This window comes from Tolypothrix tenuis PCC 7101 (assembly GCF_963874875.1).
Lineage (GTDB): Bacteria > Cyanobacteriota > Cyanobacteriia > Cyanobacteriales > Nostocaceae > Aulosira > Aulosira tenue.
Window position 1 is genome coordinate 2,746,971 of sequence record NZ_CAWNJS010000001.1, and the last position, 18,504, is coordinate 2,765,474.

An 18,504-nucleotide genomic window follows, 5' to 3' on the forward strand; every position below is an offset into this window, starting at 1 on the left:
CTGAGGATAAATTGGTTAGAGAAAGCAGACTTAAATATTTACTTAATTTTTTCACATTTAACTTACATAACTCAGGTGTTATTTCAGGCAAAAGACACAAATATTTAATTAAGCTGAGATATGCAAATTAGCAGATGCTTGCTGCAAAAATTGCAGAAAAGAAAGCGCTACTTTTACCAGGAACGTAAAGCACGCAGTTGGTGTGTTTTCTTCATTTGATGTGCCTGCATTCTAGTGAGAACATCATCTAAAATTGTTACAGCCTGGACAATATAGGCCCCTTTGTTCAACATCACGCACTCAGCCCTTTCTGCCATTGCTGCATCAGTCATTTCTGCCCGTGAAGGCATTCCGTGTTTCACGAGATTTTCTAAAACTTGAGTAGCCCAAATTACAGGCACATGGGCAGCTTCACATAACCACAGAATTTCTTCTTGAATTTCTGCTAAACGCTGGTAACCAATTTCCACAGCTAAATCGCCTCTAGCAATCATAATGCCAAAGGGTTGTTGACCTGCTGCTTGCACAATTAATTCTGGCAGGTTGCTAACAGCCAATGGGGTTTCAATTTTAGCGACGATCGCGGGGATGGGAGAACCTGCTGGTAACCTGGCTTGTAATTCCTGTTGTAAAAGCGCAATATCCTCAGCTTTTTGCACAAAGGAATAGCCAATAATATCCACCAGTTCGGCGTGGCTAGCGATAAAGTCGAGATCTTGTTTGTCTTGATTGGTGAGTGGACTTAAGTGCAAATCTGTATCGGGAAAGTTCAAACCCTTATCCAGCTGAAGTTTATTACCTTTGAGGCGGGTTTGAGTAATGCGTATCCAGATACCTTCATCTGTGATGGCTTCCACAAGTCCACCTATATGACCATCATCAATCCATACTCTCGCGCCTAGCTGTATTTGATCTAGTACTTCCGGCAAAGTACAACTGGCTTGGAAACAACTAGATCCAACGGTGGTGGATACATCACGAGTCAGCAGCAGCAAATCTCCACGACAGATGTGACGTTTACCATTAGGAGCGAGAGTAAATTCAATTCGCGGTTTCGGCCCGCCTAAATCCATTAAAATTTTACAGGGATGTTTCATCTGTGCTTCTGCCAACCGCACATTCGCAATCATGGCAGACCATTCAGCCGGAGTATCATGAGAGCAGTTAATCCGTACACAATCGGTTCCCTGGTGAATGAGATTCCGGACTAACTCATAATTGCTAGCTGCTTCTGTCGGCAATGTCACCATAATTCTGACTCGACGCTGACGCATTGTCTGGCCAAACAGCGCCTCAGTTTGTTCTTGCAGCAAGCGATCGCCTTCAAAAAACTCCTCTAATGGTGGGTGACTAATGGGAGAATTTAACTTGACATCACAAGCAGCTGCTAACGTGGCAATTACCGCATCTAAATGTGCTAAAACCTTGGTTTCAATATGTCCTAATGAACATAAACCCCAAGGTAACAAAGCCATTTGCAATTCCCGCAAGTCATAACGCCGCAGTGCTAAATAATAAGCTAAGTTGAGACTACTATTAATAAATGCTGGCCGATGAATGCGCGATCGCCATTCGTGAAAAATCTCCTGTCCTTCTTGATAAACACATCTACGAAGCTGTTGTAAGGCGGTAAGTAAGGCTTGGGGATTGGATAGATCCACACCAAAATCGGGCGTTTTTAAGCTTGAAGACAGCATATAGGTTAAGGGTTGGAAGTCCGATTGTTAGGGAATAAAGATGATAGTCATGGAAACTGCTTGTAAAAATCAAGCTGAACCTGCTAACGTGGCTGGGGAATTTTCTTTAACAGCATCAACTACCCCTTGTACTGCTAAAACTGAACAAGGAGCATGATGCAGCACGTAATTGCTAACGCTACCTAAGAAAAACTCGCTAATTCCCGTCAGCCCACGCCGACCGAGAATAATTAAATCAGCTTGCCAACTACGGGCTAAATCGCAAATAATTCGACTCGGATCGCCAAATTCCTGAGTGTACTGGGCATTGACACCTTGAGCGATCGCTTTATTGTTTAACAACGTCAAAAATTCTACGCCTTCACGCTTTAAAGATTCCCACTGTCCCAGATAATAGTTGACATCATCAGGAGTAAAAGGAGCGTAAATTCCATCTGTAGCTATACCGGGAGGATTGGGATAGCGTTCATCAAAAGGTGAAAGCACATAGAGCAACATTAATTCCGCATTAGTTGCTTTCGCTAAAGCTAAAGCCTGATCAAAAACTTGTTGACCAATTTCCGAATTATTAACCGCAACCAACACTTTGTGAAACATCATGATTACTCCTTAGTGATTTGGTATTTGGGCATTGGGCATGGGGCATGGGGCATGGGGCATGGGTAATGGGTAATGGGTAATGGGTAATAATTATTTCTCTTCATCCCCCTCATCTCCCTGCCCCCTGCCCCCTTGCCTCATCCCCTAGCTTCTGCATTAGCAATTTCTAGGAGTGTTTTCAGTACTGAATCCGGATTGAGGCTGATGGAATCTATTCCTTCTTGGACTAGGAAACGGGCGAATTCTGGGTAATCACTTGGTGCTTGGCCGCAAATACCAATTTTGCGTCCGTGCTGTTTAACTGTTTGGATAGCTGTGGCGATTGTTCGCTTCACAGCTTGATTGCGTTCATCAAATAAATGGGCGACTAATTCTGAATCTCGATCCAATCCAAGAGTTAATTGCGTCAAGTCATTGGAACCGATGGAGAAGCCATCAAATACTTGAGCAAACTCGTCTGCGAGAATCACGTTACTTGGCAATTCGCACATCACATAAACTTGTAAGCCGTTTTCGCCTCTGACTAAACCATTGTTTGCCATCTCAGCTAATACTCGCCGCCCTTCTTCAGGTGTCCGGCAGAACGGTATCATTAAAATGATGTTGGTTAAGCCCATGCGATCGCGCACTTGCTTCATCGCCTGACATTCCAAAGCAAAGCCTTCACGATAGCGTTGATCGTAATAGCGCGAAGCACCACGCCAGCCAATCATCGGGTTTTCTTCTTCCGGTTCAAATTGTTTACCACCTAAAAGATTGGCGTATTCATTACTCTTGAAATCAGACAGACGCACAATTACAGGTTTGGGATAAAAAGCAGCTGCGATCGTGCCAATTCCTTCAGCTATTTTATCTACGAAGAATTGCGCTTTATTTTCATATTGAGTAGTTAACTCAGCAATTTTGTATTTAGCTAGTTCGTCTTCTAATTCATCAAAATGAATCAAGGCTAAAGGATGGGCTTTGATGTGGTTAGCAATAATAAATTCCATCCGCGCTAATCCTACACCATCATTAGGAATAGCTGCAAAACCAAATGCTTCTTCTGGATTGCCCACATTCATCATAATTTGAGTGTGGGTGTGGGGCAGTTTTTCTAGTGGTAATTCTTGGATTTCAAAAGGTAATAAACCTGAATAAACTTTTCCGGTTTCACCTTCCGCACAACTAACAGTAATTTCTTGCCCAGTTTTCAAGATAGTAGTCGCATTCCCACAACCAACAATCGCCGGAATTCCCAACTCCCTGGCAATAATTGCTGCATGACAAGTACGTCCGCCAGCGTTAGTTACAATCGCACTAGCCCTTTTCATAATCGGTTCCCAGTCTGGATCGGTGCGGTTTGTTACGAGTATTTCTCCAGCTTGGAACTGATTAATTTGATGCACATCTAAAATGACTCTGGCTTTACCTTGCCCAATCATCTCACCGACGCTACGACCTGTAACTAAAGGGACTAGGGATTGGGTATCAGGGATTGGGGATTGAATACTGTCTTTCCCAGTCCCCAGTCCCCTATCCCCAGTCCCTAATAACCGATAAGTCCGCAATATATTCCCCGTCTTTTGGGACTGCACTGTTTCTGGACGCGCTTGGACAATAAACAGTTCATTGCTAATCCCATCTTTTGCCCACTCAATATCCATTGGTGTGTATGTACCACGGACTTGGGAGTAATGTTCTTCAATGATGCAAGCCCAATTAGCAAGTTGCAAAATCTCCTCATCATTAAGCGCAAATACACTCCGTTCTGATGGGGCGACAGAGATATTTTTGGTTAATTTTGAGCCGCCCAAGTCATAAACCATCTTAATTTCTTTACTGCCAAGGCTTTTCCTGATAATTGGGCGGTATCCTTGTTTTAATGTCGGCTTAAATACTAAATATTCGTCGGGGTTAACTGCGCCTTGAACAACGTTTTCGCCTAAACCGTAAGCAGCAGTAATTAAGGCTGCGTCTTTAAAGCCGGTTTCGGTATCAATAGAGAACATGACACCAGAACTAGCCAAGTCAGAACGTACCATTTTTTGCACGCCTACCGACAGGGCAACATTGAAGTGATCAAAACCCTTAATTTGGCGATAGGAAATGGCGCGATCGGTAAAAATAGAAGCAAAGCATTTGTGACAGGCTTCTAATACAGCTTCTAAACCGTGGACATTTAAATAAGTTTCTTGCTGTCCCGCAAAGCTAGCATCTGGTAAATCTTCTGCAGTCGCACTGGAGCGAACAGCTACATCAGTATCCATTTCAGCATCATATTGCTGACAAAGACTGCGATAAGCTTGGGCGATCGCTTCCTGCAATTCTACAGGAAACGGAGTTTGCAGCATTAATAACCTGGCTTTTTTACCACATTGCCGCAGATTTGGCACATCTTCTACATCTAAATCAGCAAAAATTTCTCTAAGTTTTGTTTCCAAACCTGCGGCAGAAATAAAGTATTTATATGCGTAAGCAGTGGTAGCAAACCCTGTAGGAACTTTTACACCTTTGCGCCGGAGTTGCTGAATCATTTCCCCTAAAGAAGCATTTTTGCCTCCAACTAAAGGAATGTCTGCAATACCTACTTCATTTAAAGGCAATACAAATGCTTGTTCTTTGGAAACTGAGCGAGATATTTCTTGATTATCCAAGATTTCTAGCATAATTTTAAGTTCCTTAAAGAAATAGAGATACTGAAGAGCGATGTATTATTTGTTTTGATCCCAAGCCCTACACTTAATTTATATACGAGGATAATTTGAGGATCTTGTGAAGATCATTTATTAGTAATTTGTTTTTACATAAACCTAAAAACTGCAATTCAAAAGTGTGTTTTTATTTTTTATTTGAGAGCAGCAATTATTAACAATCCAACTCATATATTGCGAAATATGTACAAAAATTACAAAAACAAGAATAACTTAACTTTCTTCACAAGTTCCTCACATTTCACAATTATCTTAAAAGTGTTGATAGTGAATTTTTCTAGTTCAGCTGATTGCAGAACTTGTAAATATGAATTACTGTCCTTGCTGCTCTAACTTACTACTGCTACATATCAATGGTTCTGATCTGTACTGGTTCTGCCGACATTGTTGGCAAAAAATGCCAGTATTTCTAGGACATCAATCCTGCTTATTATCAGAACATTTTGTAGAAGAGTTACCGACCATTGTTGATCATCATGACGAATCTGAAGGCCTTGTTTGTACAAACAAACGTGAAACCATCAACGGATGGATAGGCTTAGACAGAATATCAATTTGAAAGATAGATATTACTGATTAATAATTGGGTTGAGGAATTGCTGACTAAATAGGAAATAAAAATGTCTGAATTCAGCGTTTGTATTAGTAAGGTGCGTTAGGCACATTACCTAATGCACCACCAAAAAAATTAATTAATACAAAGTTAAATATTGTTGGCAACAAAATAAATTATTCATACCAATTTAATGTGAAGATGCACATATCTTGATACACCTAATAGCCCCATCTAACAATATTAGATGGGGCTATTATTTGTTGCTTTAAATTTCTTTTACGGAATTACCTATTTATATGAAAATCATTAATTTTTAGCTGTCTCAATGTATGAAAATGTTGTGTAATACCATTTTGAAAGAAGAAAGCGACGATGGGTAGGGACACGACACTAGTAAGATATTTGATATGCCAAAAGATTGAGGATGCCGTGCCCTTACAAAGAATTTATCGGTCGCAAATATTATTTGAATTAGTATAACAAATCCTTTTAATAAGGTTCTAAGTGCGCTGTGTAGAGCTTTTCAACAGGTAATTAAGGTATGGCTTGACAGCAAATCACTAGAGATGAAGGTGATAGCTGGTAAAATAGCTTTCATGCCTTTGTAGTGATGGTTTTAGATTTATTGCACTAGTTTGTTAGACAAATTTGAACACAAGAACTAGTTATGGTATTGAGTGAGCATTGCTTGAGTATTAAGATTAGTCTAAAAATATACTAATTTTAATATTAAAACACTGGAAATAAGTCTTTTAAGTATTTTTTGAGCATTAAGTTGAAATTAAAGGCTGGAGTATTGAAAAATCAATATATATTACTGTCTTTATTTGCAGCAGGTTTATTATTCTGGTCTAGCTTGGCTGCTTTGTTACCAACGCTACCACTTTATATGGAAGATGTGGGCGCAACTAAGCAACAAATAGGTATTGTGCTTGGTTGTTTTGCTATTGGAATGTTACTATTTCGCTCTTTTTTTGGGCGTTTAGCAGACCAAAGGGGACGGAAAATAGTCTTAATAATTGGGATGCTAGTGAATGCGATCGCACCTCTGGGTTATATATTAGTACAATCAATTCCCGGGTTAATGGCGGTGCGGGCGTTTCATGGGCTAAGTATCGCCGCTTTCACCACAGGTTTCTTAGCATTGGTAGCCGATTTAGCACCAGAAAAAAATCGTGGTGAAATCATGGGTTACATGAGTTTGGTAACTCCCATTGGTACAGCCATTGGCCCCGCTTTAGGAGGTTATTTACAAGCAACAAGTGGTTACACACTATTATTTTTGCTATCTACAGGATTGGCGGGGATGGGTTTATTGTGTCTCGTACCGATTGTTAATCCCCCAATCCACAAACAAAACAAATCGGATAGCGATAGTAGCAAATTTTGGCGCTTGTTATTCAGTCCTAGAGTGAGAGTTTTAGCCAGCATTATGCTGATGATTGGCTTGGCGTTTGGGGCTTTGCACACCTTTGTACCTTTATTTATCAAAGCCGCACGAGTAGATTTAAACCCAGGCTTATTTTACACAGCTGGCGCACTTGCTAGTTTTAGCGTCCGATTTTTTACTGGTAAAGCAAGCGATCGCTATGGTAGAGGTTTATTTATTACTCTCAGCTTAGTTGTGTATGCGATTTCTATGATGTTATTAGCTTTTGCTACTACCGCCAATGTCTTCTTAATTGCGGGAACTTTAGAGGGTGCTGGTTCTGGTATCCTCATGCCCATGATTTCTACAGTAATTGCCGATCGCTCTCTGCAGCAAGAAAGGGGAAGGGTATTTTCACTTTGTATTATGGGGTTAGATTTTGGCATTGCGATCGCTGGCCCAATTTTCGGTTCGGTTGCAGAACAAGTTGGCTATCGCAATATGTTTGGTTTTTGCGCTGGTTTAGCTATCCTGGCGCTGTTAATTTTCCTAACTCAAGGCAATAAAAACTTTACTGATTCCCTACGCTTTGCCTTGGGTCGAGGCAAAGATGCCTATTCTCTAAATCAATCATAAAAAAGAAGCGCAATCAATGATTGCGCTTCTTTTTTTTAACGGGCGAGGAGGGATTCGAACCCCCGACACCGTGGTCCGTAGCCACGTGCTCTAGTCCACTGAGCTACACGCCCCTGTCAGAAAATCATATTAACACGTTCTGCAAAAATCATGCAAGACAATTTTTCCTCTAATTTTCCTAACCTCACTCATCTCGACCAACAAGGACAGGCACAAATGGTAGATGTGTCTGCGAAAGCCCCTACTGTGCGCCAAGCCGTAGCTGCTGCTCAAGTGCGAATGCTACCGGAAACTTTTGCCGCCATCCAAGCTGGGAACACTCCCAAAGGCGATGTACTAGCTACTGCGAGGATAGCGGGAATTATGGCTGCGAAACAGACAGCTAATTTAATTCCTTTATGCCATCCTTTGCCGTTGCAGAAAGTTGAAGTCGAAGTGATACCTGATTCCCAACTTCCCGGCTATCAAATTCAGGCTACCGTCAAAACCAAAGCCGAAACTGGTGTAGAGATGGAAGCTTTGACTGCTGTCTCTGTGGCGGCTTTAACCTTATACGATATGGCAAAAGCCTTAGAAAAATCGATTCAAATTGAATCAATTCGCTTAATTAGCAAAACTGGCGGTAAATCTGGAGATTATTCCCCAAGAATTAGTGGCTAAGTGCCAAAAATTTCTGTGGTGGTTTGGGAAAAGGGGAATGGGGAATGGGGAAGGGATAAATTAAAACCTTTCCCCTGGAACCAAAAAGTATTGGATTATTGCCCACTAGCAATATCAACTACTCCCAATCTTGTCGGTTAAGGGCAAAAGGGCAAGAAAAAACCTTTAACCCTTACCCTTTCTCCTGCGGAGACGCTATGCGTAGCTTGCTTAAGCGCAGGGGTACACCTTTTCCTCAAACCAAATTAAGAGTTGAAAATCCTTAACCAATGGGATTGATGTTCAATTTTGTTGATTTTTGATCAGTACTTACGCAACTGGCACAGTGATCCTCTGACATAAGAAAATACAGTTCAGTTAAGAAAATTAATTGCTTATAAAACCAAAAAACTAGTTACTCAACAACAAAACAGAACAATACTTTTGGAGGGGGTTTGGGGGACGCAACCGTCACCCAATCGGGGGTTTGGGGGAGAATCCCCCAAGTCTTCTGGCTTCTTTAAGAAGTGAAAAATCAATCGCTAATGAGCTTATCTGAACTGTATTGTGACATAAGAGTCAAGAGTCAAAAATTTAGTTTTTTTGGACTTTTGACATTTGACTAGGGACAAACCTAAACGAAAAAAATATTACACTTGCGTAAGTCCTATAGATGTTGACTGTTAAATTGCTCAAAAGCTGATTTTTGACTTGTTTTGGCTTCAACGATAAATTTTATTTTATTTTTTACTTCCCTAACGATGAGGATAAAAGAACAAAAGCAAGGGAAAATTGTGTAAAAAACCTGTAATTTTTAATTGATAATTCGTAATCAAAATCTGCAATATATCGTTGACAGATACTGATTCAATGTGAATAAATAATCATGACCTTTTATCAGTTGCTTGTGGCGAGACCAATTCTAAAATAGTTGATAAAGCATCAAACTGGCATCGTCAGGGTGAGCGTAATTTGTAAAGTCAATTCAAATTACAAAATTAAAACATTAAAGTAACATACACATCACTAAATACTAATTTATGCCACATCTAGAGAGTGATGCCGTCGAAGCAGGACGTTTATACAGAACTACTGGTGCAATAGCATCTCATAAGTTGCGATCGCCAGTTTATCGCGCTTGGGAAAGATCCCACCTGCAAGGAGCTAACCCTCTGGCGTTACAAGCAGAACAACTATCTAGCCGAGACACAGAGCATCTGCTTCAGCAAAATAATTATTTAATTGATGTAGTGCGTCCCTATTTCCGAATGCTATCACAGGCGGCAGGGCAAGAACACCATGCGATCATGTTAGGCGATCGCCAAGCTATTCTATTAGATGTGATTGGTGATGAGCAGACTGTAAACGGGCCAGAACCTTTTCCACAAGCAGGTTCTCTACTATCAGAAGCTGTGGCTGGCGCTAATGGGATAGGCACAACTTTAGCAGAAGAAAATTATATAGAAATTATTTCCGCAGAGCATTTTATCGAAGGATTTCAGCCTTTTACTTGCCAAGGTATACCGCTGCGAAACGACAAACAAGACATCGTTGGTGTGTTGAGTATTTCTTTGCGACGTGCAGATGCGAGAAAACGCCTCAAAGAAATATTGCGATGTGCTTCCCATGCTATTGAAGCCGAATTTGCAATCGCAAATTTAGAAACAGATGTTCATCGCGTACTAACTTCGCAACCAGACGAATATGAGCCATTAGAAGAATTACGCCAGGATCTCATTCAAGTACATCAAGCCGCACGCTTAAAACTTGAGGTGATCTCGCGGATGGTGGCTGTTAATCGCTGGGAGTATGCAGCGCAACTACTCAAACAAGCAGAACAATCAATTGAAATTTTTCGCCGTCGCTCTGAGATTTGGCGCAATTTGGCATCATTAGAGACTGGTAGCGTTCAATCTCTGCCACTCATCCAGAGTATTAATGATGTGATAGAGATTTTATCTACAGAAGTTGCTATTCGTAAAGTTGAAGTTGTGACTAATTGGCAAGAAGAAATTACAGTGCTTGCCGATCCACAAACTCTGTTACGTAATATATTGCGTTGTTTTCTCCAAGCTTTTGAACTTGCAGGCCAAAATGGGACAATAGAAGTATCAATAAACAAGGTGCAAAATGCTCAATTCGCACAAGTAAATTTTATGGCAAGTTCAGCAGTAAATATTGACCATTCGGAATTAACTCCGTATAGTCTTTGCTTATCCATAGCCAAAACCAAATTATGAGCCTTCAAAGTTTAGCAAAGCGCAAATTGGTAATTGCAGACGATGACAGCGACAGTCGCACCATGCTCGCTTTTTTACTTGAGCAAGAAGGGTGGGAAGTGATGGAAGCAAAAGATGGTAAAGAAGCTTTAGAACAAGTTCTGACACAACAACCAGACTTATTAATTTTAGATAATAGAATGCCAGAACTTACGGGTGCTGAAGTTTATCAAAATCTCCAGGCTAGAGGAATTAAGTTAGCAGTTGTATTAGTGACTGCTTATAACCAAGTGGATGAATTGGCTTCATCCCTAGGAATTTCTTATTTTGTCAATAAACCCTATGACATTACAAAATTGCTCACAACTATAGAATCTGCTTACGAAAATTCGCCATCCTCATAAAAGTAGAGCTAACTCGCAGATCAACCCCCACGCCTGAAATTAAGATATAAAAATATATATTTCTGTGTTCCCTATTTTCTTTTTTCAAGAAAGTCATTCATACCAGGTTTTGCCACAATCAAGCAAGAAAATCTGTCTTCCTATTCTCAATGCCCATTTTCTCCCTCTAATAGCAACTGCACCCCGAACACCCTTAGAATAAGTAGGTGTGTCACAATCTGTAACAAATATTTATGCCTCCTCGTTGGCCTACCAAACCCGATCGCAAAGACCCAGCCTACCGCAAAATTGATGACAGAATGAATTTCGCTGTTCACGTAGCGATCGCAGCTACGATTAATTCTGGGTTGTGGTTTGTCCACAATCTCAAAGCAACTAACTGGGAATGGCTGCCTTGGTTAACAGTCAGTTGGATTGTGGTATTGTCGGTGCATCTGCTTTATATCAGTGCGATCGCCAACTATTCCGATACACCACCAAAATCCACCTGAAGACTGACTATCAATGCTGGGGCGATTGTAACCTGTGACTGTAGAGATAGCCTAGCCAATTGAGCGATAATGAGAAATAGCCTGAGAGTTAACGCTCTTTGTTGATATGGGGTGATTTTTATGGCTAAGACTAACACCACAGAACTGCTAGAAGCCCTAGCAGCCGAAATAGGTGACAATGTTTACATAGATATTGCTAAGTGGCATCTTTATTTATCCAATGCCAAACTGCATACCGTTGTTGCCGAACAGCTCTATCCTCTAATTACTTCTAATAGTGTTACCGAAAACCGTGTAACAGCAGTATTAGAATCAATACCTGTCAAAATTGGCGGTGGTAGAAAGGAAATTCCTTTAATAGATTTACTCCCACTCCAATGCCAGGTTAACTTAGTAGATATTTTAGAAAAATATCAACGAGAAATTTAACTTTCTCCTCGACCAGCAGCTATGTTATTTGTTCCTTTGTCAGCAGTGCTGAGTCAAGAGTCCTGATTACTGAGGCTTGAGTAGGGCCACTCACCCAGCATTCAGAACTTTTAACTCAGCACTTTTTGTTTAATACCTACTAGAACAAGTTATAGATAATACCAATTTGAAAAAAGAATGCAACAGATTGTAGGGGCAAGGCACTGCCTTGTCCTCTAGAATATATTGATGTGTCGCAAAAATTATTTGATTTGGTATAACATCAGTACATACTATTTGATGGCAATAAATCCTCAGTTTGAAATTGGCAATGACTAAGAATTAATCAGAAGAGTCAAGACCATCTTTTCCTGCTAAAAATACCTAAGTTTTGTTAAATAAGCAGTTAATAAATAAAAAATCCTGAGAAAATAAGATTGGGCAAGAATCCCATAGTCATCTCATTAGACAATCAATGCAGTAAAAGTGAGCAATTCGGAAGTTATAAGATTACATACTTTGATTGTCAGTGCCAAATATTAATTTGCCCAACTGCTTGATTAGATGGTGCGTAGTAGACTTATAAGATTTAATTCAAAGTGTGTCTAACTTTTCTCTATATGGCGAGAAAAGCAACGCTCAATTCAATACCTTATATCCTTATCTATCAGATAAAAGTAATAGAATTACCAGCATCTTTTCTGCCAAGAGAGAGTTTTCTCGAACCCATGATTAGTGATAAAAATGGGTGAGGCAACTTGTCGCATACGAAAAATTTACTGAGCAATTAATTGAGGATTAACCAATATGTTTTTACAACTCAAAGATACTGGAGATTTAGTCAAAATAGTTGATGTACAAGAATTACTTGACCCTAATAATGAGACTATTCACGGACAAGATCAAGAAGGTCAAGAAGAACAAGAAACAGATATCTTCAAAAAAGATGAATTAGTTTTTCCTTCAGGTGAAAGCTTACCACGCTGTTGGTTAGATGCTAACTACAGAAAAGCTAAATAACAATTTTTTCTAGGATGCATTACGGAGTCCGTGACGCATCCTACTGCGCCAATAGGATGCGTTACGCGATCGCTAACGCACCCTATTGGCGTATCAATTTTTAACAAAAATCATTGAAATGGTGTAAAAACTAAGCTATTATACCAAAAATATTAAGTAATAACCGAAGTAAAAATTAGATAAAAACTATATGACTCAAAGTTTAGAAGTTCAAGAATTTGTCATAGCGATCGCAGTTAGGCAGCATAACCCCACAGTTCTGACACCAGACTTTCTTAAATATAGTGGTATTGTCCCTAGCGATTGGGAATTAGCTAGGCAACCAATTGTAACAAACTCTGCAGCACAGGTAGTTTATCAAAACGGTATCAGTATAATTGCAGAAATTAATAGAATTGTTTTCTCAGAGCCAATTCCTACTAAAGAATTGCAAGATGTATCTATTCCTGCAATAGCTCGCAAGTATGTTGAGACACTAACTCAAGTTAATTATCAAGCAATTAGTATTAGTTTTAGAGGTTATGTAATTTTCGAGCAGAACAACATAGCCCATAACTACATCTTTGGTAAACTGCTACAATCAGGCCCTTGGAAAGATTTTGGTACTGCACCTGTGCAAGCTGCATTGCGGTTTATTTATACCCTTCAAGATACGCAACTCTTCTTGGATATTAATGAAGTTGGGCTACAATTACCTGACAAAACCCAACTGCCAGCAATTTTATTTTCCGCTAATTTTAGCCATGCGATCGCTCAAGACGAGCCGAAAGTGCGTTTAGCTAACCTAGTTCAAGTTATAGGTAAATGGCAGACTGACTTAGCAACTTACAAAGAAGTAGTGAATACCAAGTTTTTAGGCTCACAGAACTATCAAATCAACATAGCACCAGATGAACCTTTGATATTTCCCAAAGAAGTAAGTTAATCACGGCATCTGAGAAAAGCTAAAAATTGAATTTTTGAGAAATAGGATAACAGTAAAGGTAAAATAAATTTACTGTTATCCTTTATTTTATTTCTTCTCAGCACAACCCTCAAAAACTTGATTACCCAGAATAAAAATTGCGGAGTAAGGATAGTTTTTATCCGACATTCCATCACTACAAGTATCGACTTGCTTGATAATTAATATACTATTTTCCCTATTTTTTAAGCGGTAAACACGTACTAAATCTGCCGGACGGCCTTGTGCTGTTAAAGGTTTAGTGTACAGAAAGGTTTGTTTTGGCTTGTCAGGCGAAGAGAAAATAATTGCGCTTTTACCTACAGTTACGCTCCAAAATGGTTCTGTACCTCTAGCAATGAACTCCTCGCTCTTACTATTTTGTGCAACAACGAGATGATTGCTATGCATTGATAACAAAGTGATTCCCAGCCCAAAAAACGTAATGGATGAAAGGAAGGTTTTCATCATAAATTGAGGTTTACAATATTAAGAAAAACTTGATCGCAAGGTGACTCAATCAGCCGTGAATCAACATGGGACAATGCCACAAAGCAGTGAACCCACATATTACTCCCTGCTAGGACTGCATCCCTCGGCATCGGTAATCGACATCCGTCGAGCGTACCGAGAACTGAGTAAACGCTATCATCCTGATACTACCGATTTACCTGCTACTCTTGCTACTGCTAAATTTCAGCGACTCAATGAAGCATACGCTACCTTGAGTAACCCAGAGCGTAGGTTAAATTACGACTTAAAAATCGGCTATTCCCGCTTTGGAGTGATTCAAGCACCTGCCGATTTAAACCATCCCGTGCAGAAAACCTATGACTGGTCAAAATCTGCTTACCTAGATGCTAGCGATCGCCCACTCTCATCGGGCGAAATTTTTGCATTATTTATTCTAGTGTTAACGTTTTTGGGTTGTCTGTTACTCGCGATCGCTATTGGTTTAACCCGTGGTGAAGCAGCTTTTCAAACACAACAGCTACCACAACCTGTTACAAGTCAGCAGCAAATTCTCAAAATGGCACCATCAGCCAGTTTTTTGGGAATAGAAAACTACTTTTGTTAATGTGTAATTTTAAACTTAATCATGTCTTTTCTTCCTCCAGATGCACCCTTATATAACCACACCCTGCCACAAATTGAGCAGTGGCTTAAAGACCAAGGCTGTCAACAAAATGAAGCAGAGTTACATTGTTGGCACGTAAAACGCCCTACTTGGCAAGCTGATCTCTCCCTTGATGTTGAGCAACTAACAGTGCGCTATATCGAAGCCGGAGAAAATCACCAAGATATCCTCCGTTCATTTAAATATTCCCTCAGCCGGGAAGATATTGAACAAGCGGTTTTTGCTGGGCCATAAGGGATGGGGTAATTGGGTGTTTGTCATTTGTCATTTGTCATTTGTCATTTGGTAATGGGTAACGGGTAATGGGTGTTTATTATTTCTCCCACCCTGCGGGAAGCCGCTACGCGTCTACATCTCCCCAATCCCCAATCCCCAATCCCCAATCCCCAGTACCCAATCCCCAGTCCCCAGTCCCCAACCCCTACACCGCACCAAACCGCCGTTCCCGTTGCTGATAAGCACACAAAGCGCGGTGGAATTCTACGCGATCAAAATCCGGCCAGAGTGTTTCAGTAATATAAAATTCACCATAAGCCATTTGCCATAAAAGGAAATTTGAGAGGCGCATTTCGCCACTAGTACGTATTAATAAATCTGGATCAGCAATACCTGCTGTGTATAAGTGGCGTTCAAATACCGCTTCATCAATTTCATCGGGTTGGATTAGACCTTGTTGAACTTTTTGGGCGATCGCCCGACAAGCCTGTAAAATTTCTTGCCGTCCACCATAATTGGTGGCTACTGTAAACCGGATGCTGCGATTATCCTTAGTTTCTGCCATTGAACGGGAAATTTCTTCTTGGAGCGATCGCGGTAGTGCATTCAAATTCCCCACGAATTGAATTTGCACGTTCTCTTCTACCATTTCTCGCAGTTCTTGGCGTAAAACTCTTTGAAATAGAGTCATCAAAAAATCAACTTCTTCTTGGGGCCTTTTCCAGTTTTCTGTAGAAAAAGCATAAGCTGTTAACGCTTGAATTCCCCAATCTTTACAACAACGCAGCAAATCTTTGAGTGCATCTACACCCCGTTTATGACCCATAATCCGGGGTAGACCTTGACGTTTCGCCCATCGACCATTGCCATCCATAATCACCGCAACGTGTTTGGGCAGTAATTCTCGTTTTAAGCCAGGGGGCAAATCTTGTAATTCAGTTTGTTGTGCTTTCATTTTTTATCTCGAGAAGCGGTCGTTCGCGTAGCGCGTCGAAGACGTGGTAATCCGAGTAACCTTGAAACCAGTACTAGTGCCTTAGTATTAAGCTGACGACCCAAGCTTAACAAACCAGGAGCCACAGCTTCCCGATCTACCGTTGGGGATAAAAGAGCTTCTAAAGACTCTTTGAGTTTTCTAATCGTCAGAGGTCTATTAAGAATTCCCCTTTCAGCTAAGGAAATAGAACCAGTTTCTTCTGATACAACAACACAGATGCAATTTTCGACCCGCTCAGTAATTCCCATCGCAGCCCGGTGGCGTGTACCCAACTGGCGCGAGGCTGTGCGTCCCGAAAGTGGTAAAATTATACCCGATGCAATAATCCGTGAGCCACGTATCAAGGTTGCCCCATCGTGTAATAAAGTTTTCGGTTGAAATATAGTTTGTATTAATTCTTTAGTAACCTCAGCATTCAGTTTCACTCCTGGTACAGAAAAATCTCGCTCGTCAATCGGGCCTGTTGTTTCCACAATCAATAAAGCGCCAATTCGGTTTTTTGACAGTTCTTTGACAGCATCAACAATCTCATCAATTACACTGTCAGATTTAGGTACTGCCAAACTGGAGGGATGAAACAACTGGCGGAATTCGCCACGCCCTAATTGTTCTAAAAAACGCCGAAACTCTGACTGGAGTGCCACTGCCATTGCTACAGCACAGCCAATAACCAACTTTTCTAGTACGAAATTTAAGAGTGGTAGCCCCAACCTATTACTTAGTGCTGAAGCCAACATTAATATAATAAATCCCCGTACCATCCACAGCGTTCGGCGCTCACTAATAATAACTAGTATCATGTAGGTCAGCGCCAATACTAATACGATATCCAGAGTCCCAAGCAGCAAGGACTGCGACCATCCCAGGTTTGTCAGCCATTGCTTCCACCAATCTCTCATGACATCTGGATTAATATTTTGCCTCTAAAATACAGTGAATTAATAGTCCAGAGTCAAGAGTAAAAAGTCAAGAGTGAACATTTATTAACTCTGGACTTTGAACATTTGACCTTGGACGTTGAACTATTTCTTGAGCCTTTCTGGTAGGCAATCTTGCCTAATTAAGTCCTGATAAGTTTCGCGTTGCAAAATTAAATTTGCTTCGCCGTTTGAGACTACAACAGCTGCCGGTCGGGGTAAGCGATTGTAGTTAGATGCCATACTGTAATTGTAAGCACCAGTTCCCATAACTACGAGAATATCCCCAGGTTCAGTTTGTGGGAGTTGGGCATTTTTAATCAAAATATCCCCAGATTCACAGTGCTTACCAGCAATTGTGACAGTTTCTGTCAAGGAAGCAGAAATTTTGTTAGCGACCACAGCCCGGTACTCTGATTGGTAAGTAATCGGTCGTGGGTTGTCTGACATACCTCCATCTACTGCTATGTAAGTACGGATTTCCGGAATTACCTTTGATGAACCTATTGTATAAGCAGTTACACAAGCTGTAGCAATCAGCGATCGCCCTGGTTCCGATAATAACTTGGGTAAAGGTAGATTTTCTGCTGCACAAGCTGTTTGCACTACTTCACAAATCGCTTTGACCCATTCATCAATACTTGGTGGATCATCTGATTCTACATAGCGAATCCCTAAACCACCGCCAACATTTAGCTCTGTCACATTTAAACCGTACTTAGCTGCATCACGCAACCATTGCACCATGACAGCCGCTAAATCCTGATGGGGCTGGCGTTCAAAAATTTGGGAACCAATGTGAGCGTGTAAACCCGCGCAATTCAAAGCTGACTGCTTACTAACAAAGGTAAACACCTCATCCAAATCATTTGGATCAAAACCAAATTTACTGTCTAAGTGTCCCGTGCGGATGTATTCATGGGTGTGACACTCAATACCTGGCGTTAAGCGCAACATAATGCGAATGGGTAGCGGGAAGGAATTTTCTCCTTGCTCCTCTGCTATTGCCACTAAGGTTTTTAACTCATACCAGTTATCCACCACAATGGTGACACCAGACTCAATTGCTAAAATTAGCTCTGAGCGACATTTATTATTGCCGTGGAGGTAGATTTTTTCTGGGCTAACCCCAGCGCTGAGGGCGGTGTAGAGTTCTCCCCCAGACACGACATCGATTCCCAAGCCTTCATCAGCAACGATCGCACAAACTGCTAAACAATTCCAAGCTTTAGAAGCGTAAAGTACTTGAGATTCTCCCTGGTAATATTGCTTGAAAGCATCTCGATATTGCTGACAAGCCGAACGCAGGGTTTCTTCATCTAAAATATATAAAGGCGAGCCAAACTGCTTTACTAGGGTTGTGATATCACACCCACCAATTTCTAGGCAGCCATGACTATTTACTTTAGCCGTCAAGGGTAAAAGTTCTTGATTGGGCGAAGTACTACGCCTTGCAGGTAAATATTGACTACCAGCCTGTTGAACCCCAGTGGGGTGAGTCGATACCATAACTATAAGAGTTGTCCTTGTTCAAATTATGGGCGTGAGTGAGTCTCCCGAT

The 18,504-nt window shown here is 40.8% G+C and carries 17 protein-coding genes and 1 tRNA gene; 10 read left to right on the forward strand and 8 right to left on the reverse strand.

Annotated features, from left to right (window positions below; genetic code table 11):
• Positions 1-173: 173 nt before the first annotated feature.
• The 3 genes from AACU25_RS11300 to ppsA form a co-directional block, all read right to left on the reverse strand.
• A complete protein-coding gene (locus AACU25_RS11300) occupies positions 174-1,697 on the reverse strand; it encodes a pyruvate kinase (RefSeq protein ID WP_096575628.1) in 1,524 nt (507 codons plus the stop codon).
• Positions 1,698-1,766: 69 nt separating this feature from the next.
• Positions 1,767-2,294, reverse strand: coding sequence for a universal stress protein (locus AACU25_RS11305; protein WP_096575630.1), 528 nt, complete (start codon positions 2,292-2,294; stop codon positions 1,767-1,769).
• Positions 2,295-2,434: 140 nt separating this feature from the next.
• The gene (gene ppsA, locus AACU25_RS11310; RefSeq protein ID WP_096575632.1) at positions 2,435-4,945 is read right to left on the reverse strand and encodes a phosphoenolpyruvate synthase; all 2,511 of its coding nucleotides are present in this window, start codon (positions 4,943-4,945) and stop codon (positions 2,435-2,437) included.
• 1,397 nt (positions 4,946-6,342) lie between these two features.
• On the opposite strand from ppsA, the gene AACU25_RS11315 reads away from it, so the two are divergent.
• Positions 6,343-7,551 (forward strand): MFS transporter, encoded by a 1,209-nt coding sequence (locus AACU25_RS11315; protein ID WP_339382013.1) that lies wholly within the window; start codon positions 6,343-6,345, stop codon positions 7,549-7,551.
• A 39-nt stretch (positions 7,552-7,590) separates the two neighbouring features.
• Here AACU25_RS11315 and AACU25_RS11320 read toward each other — a convergent pair.
• Positions 7,591-7,664, reverse strand: a tRNA-Arg gene (locus AACU25_RS11320).
• A 37-nt stretch (positions 7,665-7,701) separates the two neighbouring features.
• Here AACU25_RS11320 and moaC point away from each other — a divergent pair.
• From moaC to AACU25_RS11355, 7 genes are all read left to right on the forward strand, one after another.
• A complete protein-coding gene (gene moaC / locus AACU25_RS11325; protein ID WP_096575638.1) occupies positions 7,702-8,211 on the forward strand; it encodes a cyclic pyranopterin monophosphate synthase MoaC in 510 nt (169 codons plus the stop codon).
• A 1,019-nt stretch (positions 8,212-9,230) separates the two neighbouring features.
• The gene (locus tag AACU25_RS11330; protein ID WP_096575640.1) at positions 9,231-10,430 is read left to right on the forward strand and encodes a sigma-54-dependent transcriptional regulator family protein; all 1,200 of its coding nucleotides are present in this window, start codon (positions 9,231-9,233) and stop codon (positions 10,428-10,430) included.
• Positions 10,427-10,813, forward strand: coding sequence for a response regulator (locus AACU25_RS11335; protein WP_096575642.1), 387 nt, complete (start codon positions 10,427-10,429; stop codon positions 10,811-10,813). The genes AACU25_RS11330 and AACU25_RS11335 overlap by 4 nt, the downstream gene beginning before the upstream one ends.
• Positions 10,814-11,046: 233 nt before the next feature.
• Complete coding sequence (locus AACU25_RS11340) at positions 11,047-11,304, forward strand: 2TM domain-containing protein (RefSeq protein WP_045874029.1); 258 nt, start codon at positions 11,047-11,049, stop codon at positions 11,302-11,304.
• A gap of 120 nt (positions 11,305-11,424) precedes the next feature.
• On the forward strand, positions 11,425-11,733 hold the full coding sequence (locus AACU25_RS11345) for a DUF3181 family protein (protein ID WP_045874028.1): 309 nt from the start codon (positions 11,425-11,427) through the stop codon (positions 11,731-11,733).
• 786 nt (positions 11,734-12,519) lie between these two features.
• The gene (locus tag AACU25_RS11350) at positions 12,520-12,732 is read left to right on the forward strand and encodes an acetyltransferase (protein WP_096575644.1); all 213 of its coding nucleotides are present in this window, start codon (positions 12,520-12,522) and stop codon (positions 12,730-12,732) included.
• A 190-nt stretch (positions 12,733-12,922) separates the two neighbouring features.
• Positions 12,923-13,657 (forward strand): hypothetical protein, encoded by a 735-nt coding sequence (locus AACU25_RS11355; protein ID WP_096575646.1) that lies wholly within the window; start codon positions 12,923-12,925, stop codon positions 13,655-13,657.
• Positions 13,658-13,744: 87 nt separating this feature from the next.
• On the opposite strand, the gene AACU25_RS11360 is transcribed toward AACU25_RS11355, so the two are convergent.
• On the reverse strand, positions 13,745-14,086 hold the full coding sequence (locus tag AACU25_RS11360) for a COG3650 family protein (protein WP_321206636.1): 342 nt from the start codon (positions 14,084-14,086) through the stop codon (positions 13,745-13,747).
• 133 nt (positions 14,087-14,219) lie between these two features.
• Between AACU25_RS11360 and AACU25_RS11365 the strand changes: the two genes are divergently transcribed.
• A complete protein-coding gene (locus AACU25_RS11365) occupies positions 14,220-14,753 on the forward strand; it encodes a DnaJ domain-containing protein (protein ID WP_096575650.1) in 534 nt (177 codons plus the stop codon).
• Positions 14,754-14,774: 21 nt separating this feature from the next.
• Positions 14,775-15,047, forward strand: coding sequence for a DUF3143 domain-containing protein (locus AACU25_RS11370; protein WP_045874022.1), 273 nt, complete (start codon positions 14,775-14,777; stop codon positions 15,045-15,047).
• Positions 15,048-15,234: 187 nt separating this feature from the next.
• Here AACU25_RS11370 and AACU25_RS11375 read toward each other — a convergent pair whose 3' ends face one another.
• The 3 genes from AACU25_RS11375 to lysA form a co-directional block, all read right to left on the reverse strand.
• The gene (locus AACU25_RS11375) at positions 15,235-15,984 is read right to left on the reverse strand and encodes an isoprenyl transferase (protein ID WP_045874021.1); all 750 of its coding nucleotides are present in this window, start codon (positions 15,982-15,984) and stop codon (positions 15,235-15,237) included.
• Positions 15,981-16,925, reverse strand: coding sequence for a diadenylate cyclase CdaA (gene cdaA / locus AACU25_RS11380; protein ID WP_045874020.1), 945 nt, complete (start codon positions 16,923-16,925; stop codon positions 15,981-15,983). The genes AACU25_RS11375 and cdaA overlap by 4 nt, the downstream gene beginning before the upstream one ends.
• A gap of 123 nt (positions 16,926-17,048) precedes the next feature.
• Positions 17,049-18,452 carry a diaminopimelate decarboxylase gene (gene lysA / locus AACU25_RS11385; RefSeq protein WP_096575654.1) on the reverse strand — a complete coding sequence of 468 codons (1,404 nt, stop codon included), beginning with the start codon at positions 18,450-18,452 and terminating at the stop codon, positions 17,049-17,051.
• Positions 18,453-18,504 lie beyond the last annotated feature (52 nt).